This window comes from Candidatus Avedoeria danica, from assembly GCA_016703025.1.
Lineage (GTDB): Bacteria > Chloroflexota > Anaerolineae > Epilineales > Epilineaceae > Avedoeria > Avedoeria danica.
On sequence record JADJCV010000004.1, the window covers coordinates 2,331,596 to 2,343,388 of the forward strand.

Genomic DNA, 11,793 nt, shown 5'->3' on the forward strand with positions numbered 1-11,793 from the left:
CCCGCGGATGGGCGACGGAAGGAACCGGGGGCCGCGCCCCGTGACGCCGGCCGCCGTCGCCCGCCGCCCGGATCCCCGCTGCACGCGCCTGGCCATCGTCGGCGTCGGCGGCGCCGGTGTGGCGACGCTGGCATGGCTGGCCGAGGCCGGCGGCATCGAGGCACGGCTCATCGCGGTGGATGCGTGCGCGGCGACGTTGGGCGGCGTCCCGGACAACGGTGGCCCGCCCTGGCGGCCGGCGGCCCCGATCTGCATCCAGCTGCCGCGTTCGACGGGCGGACGGACCACGCCCGACGCGCGAGCCGATGCGGCCCGGTCCATCGAGCCCGTGCTGCGCGCCGCCGTCCTGGACGCCGACCTCGTCTTCGTCGTCGCCGGCCTTTCCGGCGACACGGGCGGCGGCGTCGCCCCTGTGGTGGCCGAGCTTGCCAAGGCCGGTGGGGCGCTCGTCGTCGGCTTCGGCCTCGCACCGTTCCCGTTCGAGCCGGAGCGCAACCACCAAGCCGCGGCCACGGCCGAGGCGCGCCTGCTGTCGGCGTGCGACGCCGTCGTGACGCTCGACGGTGACCTGGCGTTCGGCGTCGTCGGCGCCGACCTGCCGTTGGAGTGGGCCGCCGCCGCGGCACGCGAGGTCGTCCGCCAGACCGCCGTCGGCATCGCCGCCTTCGCCGATGCGGGCGGCTGCCTGAAGATCGGCCTCCCCGACCTGGTGCGCCTGTTCGGGAACGGAGGGCGGAGCTGCGTTGCCACCGGCACGGCAGCTCCCCGTGCCGTCGAGGACAGGAACTCATCGACGCCGGCCTGGCTCGGCGCGCTCTCACCGGCCGAACGCGCCGTCACCGCAGCGCTTGACAGTCCGTTCACCGACCTGGCGGCCATTGCGACCGCCGACCGCGTGCTCTGTCAGATCACCGCCGGCCCCGACCTGGCACTCGCCGATGTCGATGCCGCGATCGAACGCCTGCATGGCGCGATCCGCCCGGGCTGCGACGTGCGCGTCGGCGTCCTGTCCGGCGCGCTGCTGCCAGGCTCGGCACGGGTACTCGTCATCGGAACGGCCGTTCCGGAGCGGAGTGGGGCGAACGTCGTCCCGTTTTCGCGCGAGCCGCTGAGCCCGCGCGCAGCGATCGGCCGCGCGGATCGCGACGGTGTCTGCGCGCAGGCGGACGGGGCGGCGGGGGCGATCGGCGTGGTGCGCGAGCGGCCGGTGCGGGCGGCGGCGGGGTAGGGTGTGGGCAGTTAGTTGGTGGCGGACAGTTGGTGACAGACAGTTGATGGGTGGCAGACAGTTGATGGCGGACAAGAGAGCAGCGACGGCTTCCGCCGCTGACACCGTTGCCCAGGAGAGCCCGCGGCCTCCGAGAACTCGCTGCCTCGCCCCCTACGCCGCCCGCCCCACCGGCAACCGCAAGCACAGCTGAACCCGCTGGTCTTCGGGCGTCCGCCGGGTGAACCACGCCTCGCAGCCCGGGAAGCCGCGTGCGGCCAGGGCGTGGCCGACCCGCAGCGCGGCCGGGTGTGACGCAAGCGCGGCCTCGTCGAGCAAGCGGCGCGGCGTCATCGGCGTGAGGCCGCCATCCAACAGGTCGATGACGACGACGATCGCGCTGGCCGGATCGCCCGGGACGATCGCCTCGTGGCGCACGTGGACCGACAGGTGCGAGCCCCAGCTGGCGGTCGCGACGGCGCCGGTCACGACGGCCAGCGCCACGTGCTCCAGCAGCCGGACGTCGACCGTCACGTCCGACGGCACGATGCCGCGCACGCCGCGGAACCGGATCCCCCGCAGCGCGAAGAGGTCGCGCAGGCTGCGCTCCGTCGTCGCGCCCAGCACGCCGATGTCGACGGCGCCGAGCTCGGGACGATGCCGGTGCGTGGCCAGGCTGCGCTGCGCGGCGAGCGCGCCGAGCACCGCGCGCAGGCCGGCGGCGTGGCCGTCGAGGACCGCGAGGTGGCGCATCAGATCCGGTACGGGCATCCGGACCTCGGCGTCCAGCGACTCGCCCTGCAGCCGGAGGTCGACCAGCGGGTCGCGCAGTGCATCCAGCAGATCGACGAGGATGGATTCGCTGCCCGCGGCCGCGTCCGCCGTCGTCGTGACGACGAGCGTGGCGCCAAGGCGGTTGCGGTGGCGCCAGTTCGGCCGATCGATCGGCTCCACGCGCACGACGGTGTCCATCGCGTGCAGCGGCACCCGTCCGCCTTGAAGCGTGCTCGAGGCGTCGCGGAGCGAGTGGACCAGCGTCCGCGCCCCGGGCCCAGGGATGTCGATTCGGTGGCCGGGCAGGAGCGCCGCCCCCACCAGGAGCCGCCGGGCGGCGGTGTTCGCCAGAATCACACGGCCGTCGGCATCGCAGACGACGACACCCCACGGCAGCGGCTCGATCAACCGTTGGTGTGCCTCGACACGCGCCAGGTACGACGTCGCCGGCGCGGGCACCATCTGCGCGGCGCCGGCGAGCGCATCCGACAGCACCGGGTGGCCCTCGACGCGGCGCTCGATCCCGTCCAGACGCGATCCGAAACGCGCCACGTCGCCGTGCAGCGCCGCCACCTCGGCGCGCAGCCGGGCGATGTCGTCGGCCGTCGCGGCGGGCGCAGCCGGTTGCGGCGGGGCGACGGGCTCGTCGAGGCCGGCAAGGCGGTGGGCCAGCGCGGCGGCGGACGCAGCCAGCTTGGCCGGGTCGTCCCGCCGCCACGGGCCGTACGCGCTGCCGGCGACGAGGACGACACGCGTCGGCCGGCCGCCGGCGGCCAGCAGGATCGGCCCGTCGAACGGCAGGCCGAGATGTCCGTACAGGTCGTCGACGTCGCGCGCCTCGGTCCGGCTGCCCAAGGCCCCATCGCCGGACTGCAGAGCGCGCTTCACGGCCGCCAGCTGGGTCAGCGGCCGCCGATAGAGCTCCTGCAGCGCGCCCGACGGCGTCAGCGCCCAGAAGCGCACGGCTTCGTCCTCGACGAGCCCGGCGTACACGACGGCGGCGTCCAGTTCCTTCAACGCTTCGCCGAGCGCCCGGCCCATCGCACCCGCCAGCGCCAACCGCGCCCGCGCCGACGCGCCCGGCCGGCCCGGACCGACGGCGTCGGTGCCCCGTGCCCCGGTCGTGCGGACCGCGCGCCAAGCCGCTCGTGCCCGCCTCTGCGCACCGTCCGCCACCGCTCGTCCCGACGAGGCCAGGGCGATCGCCGTGCCGGCGACGATCGACGATGTCCGGGCGACGGCGGTGGATGTCCGGGCGACGGCGGTCGAGGCCCGTTTGACGGCCGCCTCGAGAGCGGCAGAGGCTTCCTGCGCCACGATCGCCGTCCCCGTGCGCATGGCGGCAGCCTCGCCGCGCAGGACGGCCAGCGCGATCCAGGCGCCCGCCGCCAGCACCCCGGCGCGCCACAGCGCCGCGGCCGCCGGCATCGGCCAAATGGCCTGCAGCGCGCTGCCGAGAGCGAGCATGCCGAGGCCGACGAGGGGGTGGTGCGGGATCATCGCCGTACGTGCCCTGACCGCGCGCGGGCGGGCGACGGTGCGGGCAACCGTTCGGGCGACGGCAGGGCCGGCGATGGCCAAGGCCAGCGCCAGCGTGCCGGTCGCCAGGACGACGTCGGCGAGGACGGCCCGGCTGGTGGCCGAGGCGGCGCCGGCGCGCGCCGCGGCGGCCCAGCCGGGCGCGGACGCGAGCCAGGCGACAGCCATGGCGGCGGATCCCGCGAGGAAGGCGGGCACGGCACGCTCGATCGTCGATCGCTCGAACGCCGGTCGCACGGCGATGACGATGGCGACCACGACCATGCCGCCGAGCAGGCGGTCGGCAGGGGCTTGCCAGTGGGCGATGTCGGCGAGGCGGAGGACGAGATCGCTCAGCAGCTGCAGCGCCCCGACGAGCGAGAGCGCGGCCAGCGATCGTACGGCAGGGTCGCCGCGCCACGTCGGGGCGGCCGGTGCTGCGCGGTGGCGCATGGCGCCGCTACGTACGGTGCGGAGGGTCGGCCATGCGAGAGCCAGGAGCAGCGCGGGTCCAGGGCCCTGTAGAAAGCGCAGCACGGGTTCCGACCATCGGGGCATGGCATCCGGTCCGTCGGCGGCGTCGCTCGTCGACCGGGGCGAGTATACCGGAAGGTGAGGCGGCGGCCCAATGCGTTAGGGCAGTGCGTCAGGGCAGTGCGTCAGAGCCGTGCGCCAGGGCAACGCCTCCGGGCATTGCCGCAGGGCTGCCCGTCGCACCGCATCACCCACACGGGGTCGAGCAAGTCCACCGCACGGCGATGGCGCACGGCGCCGGCACACGACGCTACCGCACGACCTGCCCTTCCTTCAGCCGGGTGTACACGACCAGCCGCTGCCCGTAGTTGGCCTGGCCGGCGTTCCACGCGCCGTCGCACGTGATGAGGTTCAACATGCGCCGCGCCGTGGCGCCGAATACCTTCTGCACCGGCGCGCGGTCGAAGGCATAGCGTTCCTTGGCCTCGACGACGAAGATGAAGCGATCACCGTTCTCGTACGTCACCTCGACCTCGTCGCCGGGCACCAGCATGCGCAGCTTGTAGAAGACGGCCGGGCCGTACGGATCGTCCAAGTGGCCACTGATCACGCTCGTCTTGCCGGCTTGGCCGGGCAGCGCGCTCTCGTTGAACCAGGCCACGTTGCGCGAGATCCGCGGCACGTCGACCTTGCCTTCCTTGTCCCGCCCGCTCCGCTCGATCGACGCATCGACGCCGATCGCCGGGATGCGGAGCCGGATCGGGACGCCGGCGGCCTGGAATGGGTCGGGGGTCGGCGTCTGGTAGGGCACGGTGGCCGTGGCCGTCGGCGGCGGGGTGAGCGTTTCCGAGGCGGCCGGCAGCGGGGTGTACGTCGGCTCGAGTTCTTCCCTGGCCCAGCCGGACATCGTCTCGGGCAGGACGTCGGCGCTGGCGCCGCCGCACGCGGTGCCGGAGAGCGGGGCGACGAGCGCGAACGCCAAGATGGCGAGGCGGGTGCAACGGTTCATCGAATCGTCTCCGCGTCGAGCGCGCCGCGCGGCGGTCCTGCACGCATCTTGCGGCGCGCGAAGCGTCGTGCGGCGCGTCATGCCGGCAACACGATCCGCTTGAAGCCCTCGGCCAGCGCCAGCCCGTTGGCCGCGCCGATCGTGGCAGCGCGCTCGCGAACGCGCTGCGCCAACACTTCGGGATCGCCGAACTGCGATCGGTGGGCGTGGAGCGCCGTGATCTTGCGGTCGATCACGGCGCTGATGTCCACGATGTGGTCCGGATTCGGGTTGATCGTCAGCCAGACCTCGCGCACCTTGTGGACCTCGAGCCCTTCCGCCAGCAGGTGCGGCGCGTTCAGGAAGTCGCGCGCCGTCGGGAACACGGCCTCGAGCGTCGCCTGGCCGACGGCGCGGTGGTCGGGGTGGTTGACGTAGGTGTCCGTGTAGTACGTCGACGGGTCGTGCGTGATGACGATGTCGGGCTGATGTCGCCGGATCTCGCGGGTGATCGCATGGCGCAGCGCCAGATCGGCCACGACCTCGCCGTCCGGCAGGCCGAGAAACACGATGTCCTCCACGCCGAGCACCCGCGCCGCCGCCCGCTGCTCGTCGACGCGGAGCGCGGCGAGCGCCGGGCCGGTGAGCGACCGATCGCCCGTGCCCTTCGAGCCGTCCGTGACGATGACGTACGTCACGGCGGCGCCGCCGTCCGTCAGTGTGGCGATCGTGCCGGCGGCCGGGAACTCGGGGTCGTCCGGGTGGGCGACGACGACGAGGACGCGTTCGATGGGTGGTGTGGTCATGGCCCCATTCTACGGGCGGATCGGGTGGTCGCCAATGCGGAGCACGGCGGATCGATGCGCGCTCACCATGCGGACGAGGGCACCGCACGGCCGCACGCCGCCGTATCGCCCCGCCCATCGCGACGTCGTATACGTCGTATACTGCGTGTCGGCCGGCCGCGGTCATGTCTCTTCACGTACCCCCGACCGCCGATTCCGCGCCCGGTCGATTTCCGTGCCCACGATATCCGTGCCCAGTCGCTCGAGGATGATGACGGAATGACGATGTCCGCTCCATGCGCCCCGCGTACCCGTTCGATCGTGCTCGCGCTCGCGGCGGCCCTCTGCGTGGCGACGGCGCTGGCCGCCGCGCCCGCGGAACCGCCGGCGCAGGCGCAAGGCGTGGCCAAGCCGTTGCCGACCGGTGCGTGGACGTCGTTCGCGCACGGCAACGACATCCTGGCGCTCGCGTGGGACAGCAACGTTCTTTGGTCCGGTTCGCGGGCCGGCGGCTTGGTCCGGTGGCAGGACGGTGAGGGCGTGCAGTTCCTCCGCCCGCAGGATCCGCTCGGCGGCAACACGGTGCGCGACATCGCCGTCGGCACGGACGGTCGGGTCTGGATCGCCAACGAGGGTGGTCTGACGGTGCTCTTCGACAATGAGACCGCCGCGAAGTCGGACGACAGCTGGTACACCTACACCATGTCGAACACCGCCGGCGGCCTGCCGTCGGACGACGTCCGCGCGGTCGCCGTCGACGGGACGACGATCTGGGTAGGCACGACGCAGCGCTGGGACCGCGTGAACGGCACGCACACCGGCGGCGGCCTGGCGCGGCTGGAGACGAAAGGCACGCCGGACGCGTCCGACGATGCCTGGGCGCGGGTCTACACGTTCGACAACACGTACATCAAGTCGCCCACCGGCGACGACAAGCTCGGCCTCGTTTCGGACAACATCGAGGACGTCGTCGTCACGCCGCAGGGCAATGTCTGGGTCGCCACGTCGCCGCACTGGCGGCTGGAGCAGGAGCGGGTGGGCGAGCAGGCGCCGGTCCAGCGCTGGACGCGGATGCACGGCGGCTTGAGCTACCTGGCCACGAACCACACGTGGGACACCGCCGACGACGTCTGGACATCGAACAGCTGCGAGAACAAAGAAGTCACGGTGACGTGCTCCGTCCAATCGCTCGGCATCGACCCGCAAGGCTATGTGTGGGCGGGCATCGGCGGGCGGGGCGTCCTGTGGTTCCGCGGCGACCAGGCGACGATCCCCGACGAGCTCAGCCGCCGCTTCTCGGTCCAGGGCGAGTCCGGCTACCCGCTGCGCTTCGTCGACGACATCGCGTTCGGGCCGGCGAGCGATCCGGCGCTCGTGAACACGGTCTGGATGGCGTCGCGGGACGGCGGGCTCGTCGTCCTCAACCACAAGTTCACGCTGGCCAACCGCAACGACGACGTCTGGAACCTCGGCCGCGACGTGCCGTTCACGTCCGCCGACGGCTTGGCGCGCGACCGCGTGCAGGCCGTCGCGCTCGGCGGCGGGCGGGCGTGGGTCGGCACGGGACCGTACATCGGCGGCGCCGGCGGCATCAGCCCGTTGGACACCGTCAACCTCACGTTCAGCGCACCGCTCGTCACCGCGCAGTCGCCGGCGACGAACTTCATCACCGCCCTGGCGCTCGGCGCGCCCGGCTCGCGCTGGGCGGGCCACCTCTGGATCGGAACCGGCAGCCGCATCCAGCGGCGTTTCGGGGCGGGGGTGATCGACCTCGACACCAAGGGCACGCTCACCAGGGCCGACGATATCTGGACACCGTATACGACCGTCGGCACGGATTCCGACAAGGCGCCGCCGTGGACCGGCCTCGTCGGCGACAACGTGCTCTCGATCGCCGGCGACGGCGATAAGATGTGGTTCGGCAGCGCCGAGTCGACGTGGGACGGCAAGAACAAGAAGTACCAGGACGGCGGGCTGGCCGTGTTCGACGGCACGAGCTGGACGGCGCGAACGCCGTTCAACACCGGCACCCCCGCCGGCCTGCGCGACGCCAGCGTGAGCTCCTTGGCGCGCGGCTGCTCGGGCGACGTCTGGGTCGGCACCGGCAACCCATGGGACGCATACGGCGAGGGGATCGACGTCCTCACGCCGGGCAACTCGGTCCACGTCGTGGCCCAGGACAAGTGGGTGGCCCACAACTACATCAGCAAGGCGGTCGACGGGCTGCCGTCAAAGAACATCACGGCGATCAGCGTGAACTGCGCGGCCAAGAAGGTCGGCGTTGCGGCCTCCCACCACGTCCGCCAGCCGGACGGCGGCTCGCCCGGCGGCTCGCTCGTCGGCGGCGGCATCGCGCTGTTCGACCTCGACACGAGCACGTGGAAGCGCTGGGACTCCCGCACCGGCTTCATCAGCTTCAACAACGGCGATCTGCTGGCCGAAGCGAGTTCCGTGGCCGTCAGCGACAGCGGCGTGCTCCACGGCGGCACGTACGGCACGGACAAGACGAGCACCGAACTCCTGGTCAACGAGAAGCCGTTCTGGCCCGCCGTCCTGAACACGTTCGCCGACCCGACGTGGTCGAAACGCGTCTTCTCCCACTCCGGCACGGTCAGCACGTTGGCCCACGATCCCGACGGCCGCCTGTGGGCCGGCACGTCGCGCGGCGGGATGGCGCGCGAGAGCGCGAGCCCCGAGAACTGGCGCGAGGGGCCCGACCCGGGGGGTCTGCAGGTCTTCGACGGCGCCGCATGGCACACCCTGGCCGTGACGAACACCGGCCTCGTGGCCAACGACATCAGCGCCGTCGCGATCGGCGCGGACGGCACGGTGTGGGTCGGCACCGAAGGCTGGGGCCTCGCCCGCTTCTCCCCAGGCGCCGCCGTGCCGACGCCAACACCGACGGTCCCGGTCACGCCCGGCACGGTCTTCCCGACCGCCACCCCGTCCCCGACGATCGAGGTCACGCCCACCCAACCCGGCACCCCCGGCGGCACATCGCCCACCCCGACGCGCGGCACCCCGACCGCCACCCGCACGCGGACGGGCACGCCCGGGGGGGTGACGCCGACGACCATCTACCTGCCGAGGGTGGTCAAGAGACGGTAACGCGGTCGCCGCACATCGCGATGGGCGGTGATCATGCATCTGGGGCGGTGTCGCGATGTGCGGCGGGAGGGTGGCCGTGCGGCGGCGCGTTGACCCCTTTGTGGCCCCTTGCCCCCTCCCCGGCGACGCTCCGGTCCGGTACGCTGTGCGCACCGTGATCGAGACCGATCGCCGCATCGCCGCCCCGTCACTGCACATCGCACACATGCTTCCCTCCTGACGGGCGATCGGTCTCGGTCCGGGCTCACACAGCACCGGACGGAGGTCAACATGTCCACGATCAGCCCCAGCCGCACGCATCCGCGCAGCCACAGTCCGAGCTGCGGCCCCAGCCACCCTCCCATCCACGGCCATGCCGATGTCGACTGGCGTTCGTACGCCGCGGTGTACGACGTCATGGCGGAGGCGAACCCGGCGTACCGGGCGCTGGTCGACGACTACCGCCGGTTCGTCGGCGGGCTGCGCCTGCGCCCCGGCGACGTCCTCGTCGATGTCGGCGCCGGCACCGGCAACTACACGTTGGCCGCAGCGGAAGCGTGGCCGCAGTGCCACGTCCTGCACGTCGATGCGGACGACGGGATGAACCACCGGGCGCGGGCCAAGCGCGCCGCCACCGGGTTCGGCAACCTCGAAATCCGGACGGCGGGCATCGATGCATTCGATCTGCCCGACGAGAGCGCTGCGCTCGTAACGGCGGTCCACTCGCTCTACACGTTCCCGGACCCGCACGCCGCCATCGCCAAGATGTTCCGCTGGCTGCGGCCGGGCGGCGCCCTCTTTGCCTGCGATCCGGGCGCGCCGATCGATGTGGGCGAGTGGTCCCGCTACGTCTTCCGGCACATGTGTGCCGATCGCGGCTTCGCCCGTGCCGCTCTGCAAGTGTGGCGCGCCCGCGAGGTCATCCGCCAGAACCGGCGGATCGGCCGAGCCGTGGATGCCGGCACGTACTGGCGGCACGACGCGAGCACGTTTCGGACGGCGTTCGAGCAGGCCGGATTCGAGGTCGCCGAGACCCGGTCGGTGTACCGCGGCGTGAGCGACCTCGTGATCGCCCAGAAGCCGGTGACGGTCGCGCGGGCCGCGCGACTCGGAGAGGCCTTCGAGGCAGCGATCTGAGCGCTCCGCGACGCGATGCGAGTGATCGATCGCACGTCCCTGTTTCATGCAGTTGCGCGAAGTTCACGTAGTAGTCAGGATTGGAGCTTCCGAAATGTTGATTCGCCCCGCCCTCGACGCGGCTGATTTCGACGCCGTCCATCGCCTTACCCACGACGCCTACGTCGCCCTGGGCTACATCGGTCCGCAGCCCGACGGTCGCCTGCGCCACTACGCCGACATCGACGCCGCGCCCGAGAACATGGTCGTCGTGGCCGTCGACGACGGCTCGATCGTCGGTACCGTCTCGATCACGCTCGACGGCCCCAGCGGGCTGCACGTGGATCACGACTTCCCCGAGGCGTGCGATGCCGTGCGGGCGGAGGGACTACCGATCGGGGCGGCGTGGCGGATCATCACCGAACCCGGTCACCGCGCGACGATGGCGCTCGTCCTCGACCTCATCCGGGCCACGACCGACGTCCTCGGCCGCTGCGGCATCGAGACCGCGCTCCTCAGCTTCGCGCCGCGTCACGAGCGCGCTTACCAACGCCTCCTCGGCTTGACGACGATCGCCCGGACCGACGGTACGGCCGACCTCCGCACGCCGGCCGTGCTCATGCGCGGCTCGGTGGCCGAGGCCGCCAGCCGCCTCCCGCCGCACGACAACCCCGCCCTGGCGACGCTGGCGGCCGAACGCAAGCGCCTGCTGGAGGTGGTCCGCAGTGTCGCGGCGTAACACGAGTCCCTCGCCAAGCCGCCGCGCGGCCGCGCCTCGTGGACGCGCGGAGCTTCCGCTCCGCCCTGGCGAGTCGCTCCGTCCGCCGTACTCCCACATCGTCGGCTGGGGCGCCGACGTGCCGCGGCAGGCGGTTACGAACGAGGACGTATGCACGCGCATCGACTCCTCCGACGCCTGGATCCGTGCGCGCACCGGCATCGTGACGCGGCACATCGCCGCGCCCGACGAGTCGACGGAGACGCTGGCCGTCGGCGCCGCGCGGGACGCGCTCGCGACGGCGGGGCTAGCGGCGGCGGACATCGACCTCATCATCTGCGCGACGAACACGTTCGATGTCCTCGTCCCCAACCTGGCGTGCACGGTCCAGCGCCACCTCGGCGCCCGCGCCGCCGCGGCGTTCGACGTGCAGAGCGCGTGCTCCGGCTTCGTGTTCGCTCTCGCCGTGGCGACGGCGCTCCAGCGCACGGGCCGCTATCGCCGCGCCCTCGTCGTCGCCGCCGAGACGATGTCGCGCGTCGTCGACTGGTCGGACCGCAACACGTGCGTGCTCTTCGGCGACGGCGCCGGCGCAGTGGTCCTCGAGGCGTCCGACACGCCCGGCGGGATCATCGGCTTCACGCTCGGCAGCGACGGGGCGCAGGGCGATCTGATCGTCCTGCCGATCGGCCTGCGCCACTCCGGAGCGATCGACGGCCAGGCGATGTGTGCGCCGCACGTCCAGCTGGACGGTCACGAGGTGTTCCGCTTCGCGGTGCGCATCGTCGGCGACGTCGTCCGCACGTTGGCCCTCGACGCGGGGCTGGCACTGTCCGACATCGACCTCGTCATCCCGCACCAATCGAACCTGCGGATCCTCGAAGCCGCGGCCAGGCGCATCGACGTGGCGCCGGAGCGCATCTACGCCCATGTCCACGCCCACGGCAACACGTCGGCGGCGAGCATCCCGCTCGCGCTGGCCGACGCGGTGCGCGCGGGCGCGGTGCGCGGCGGCGACCGGATCGCGCTGGTGGGCTACGGCGGCGGGCTGAGCTGGGGCGGCTGCCTGATCGAATGGACGGCTCCGACCGGCACATTGAACCGAGCGACCCCAAAGGAGTGATCG

Annotated in this window: 8 protein-coding genes; 5 read left to right on the forward strand and 3 right to left on the reverse strand. The window is 72.6% G+C overall.

Features of this window, described 5'->3' with window-relative positions; genetic code table 11:
• Positions 1 to 40: 40 nt before the first annotated feature.
• Positions 41 to 1,228 (forward strand): hypothetical protein, encoded by a 1,188-nt coding sequence (locus IPG72_12370; GenBank protein ID MBK6769783.1) that lies wholly within the window; start codon positions 41 to 43, stop codon positions 1,226 to 1,228.
• Between the two features lie 153 nt (positions 1,229 to 1,381).
• On the opposite strand, the gene IPG72_12375 is transcribed toward IPG72_12370, so the two are convergent.
• From IPG72_12375 to IPG72_12385, 3 genes are all read right to left on the reverse strand, one after another.
• Positions 1,382 to 3,952 (reverse strand): hypothetical protein, encoded by a 2,571-nt coding sequence (locus tag IPG72_12375; protein MBK6769784.1) that lies wholly within the window; start codon positions 3,950 to 3,952, stop codon positions 1,382 to 1,384.
• A gap of 331 nt (positions 3,953 to 4,283) precedes the next feature.
• The gene (locus IPG72_12380) at positions 4,284 to 4,982 is read right to left on the reverse strand and encodes a sortase (protein ID MBK6769785.1); all 699 of its coding nucleotides are present in this window, start codon (positions 4,980 to 4,982) and stop codon (positions 4,284 to 4,286) included.
• A 77-nt stretch (positions 4,983 to 5,059) separates the two neighbouring features.
• Positions 5,060 to 5,767: a PIG-L family deacetylase gene (locus IPG72_12385; GenBank protein ID MBK6769786.1), complete on the reverse strand. Its 708-nt coding sequence runs from the start codon at positions 5,765 to 5,767 to the stop codon at positions 5,060 to 5,062.
• A 258-nt stretch (positions 5,768 to 6,025) separates the two neighbouring features.
• On the opposite strand from IPG72_12385, the gene IPG72_12390 reads away from it, so the two are divergent.
• From IPG72_12390 to IPG72_12405, 4 genes are all read left to right on the forward strand, one after another.
• A complete protein-coding gene (locus IPG72_12390) occupies positions 6,026 to 8,854 on the forward strand; it encodes a hypothetical protein (protein ID MBK6769787.1) in 2,829 nt (942 codons plus the stop codon).
• A 270-nt stretch (positions 8,855 to 9,124) separates the two neighbouring features.
• On the forward strand, positions 9,125 to 9,970 hold the full coding sequence (locus IPG72_12395) for a methyltransferase domain-containing protein (GenBank protein MBK6769788.1): 846 nt from the start codon (positions 9,125 to 9,127) through the stop codon (positions 9,968 to 9,970).
• A 94-nt stretch (positions 9,971 to 10,064) separates the two neighbouring features.
• Positions 10,065 to 10,688 carry a hypothetical protein gene (locus tag IPG72_12400; protein ID MBK6769789.1) on the forward strand — a complete coding sequence of 208 codons (624 nt, stop codon included), beginning with the start codon at positions 10,065 to 10,067 and terminating at the stop codon, positions 10,686 to 10,688.
• Positions 10,675 to 11,790 carry a ketoacyl-ACP synthase III gene (locus IPG72_12405; protein MBK6769790.1) on the forward strand — a complete coding sequence of 372 codons (1,116 nt, stop codon included), beginning with the start codon at positions 10,675 to 10,677 and terminating at the stop codon, positions 11,788 to 11,790. The genes IPG72_12400 and IPG72_12405 overlap by 14 nt, the downstream gene beginning before the upstream one ends.
• Positions 11,791 to 11,793 lie beyond the last annotated feature (3 nt).

Excerpts from the sequence above, each read along its gene's own strand:
- IPG72_12375 (MBK6769784.1), bottom strand. The coding sequence starts at position 3,952 with ATGCGCCACCGCGCAGCACCGGCCGCCCCGACGTGGCGCGGCGACCCT.
- IPG72_12380 (MBK6769785.1), bottom strand. The coding sequence starts at position 4,982 with ATGAACCGTTGCACCCGCCTCGCCATCTTGGCGTTCGCGCTCGTCGCC.
- IPG72_12385 (MBK6769786.1), bottom strand. The coding sequence starts at position 5,767 with ATGACCACACCACCCATCGAACGCGTCCTCGTCGTCGTCGCCCACCCG.
- IPG72_12390 (MBK6769787.1), top strand. The coding sequence starts at position 6,026 with ATGACGATGTCCGCTCCATGCGCCCCGCGTACCCGTTCGATCGTGCTC.
- IPG72_12395 (MBK6769788.1), top strand. The coding sequence starts at position 9,125 with ATGTCCACGATCAGCCCCAGCCGCACGCATCCGCGCAGCCACAGTCCG.
- IPG72_12400 (MBK6769789.1), top strand. The coding sequence starts at position 10,065 with ATGTTGATTCGCCCCGCCCTCGACGCGGCTGATTTCGACGCCGTCCAT.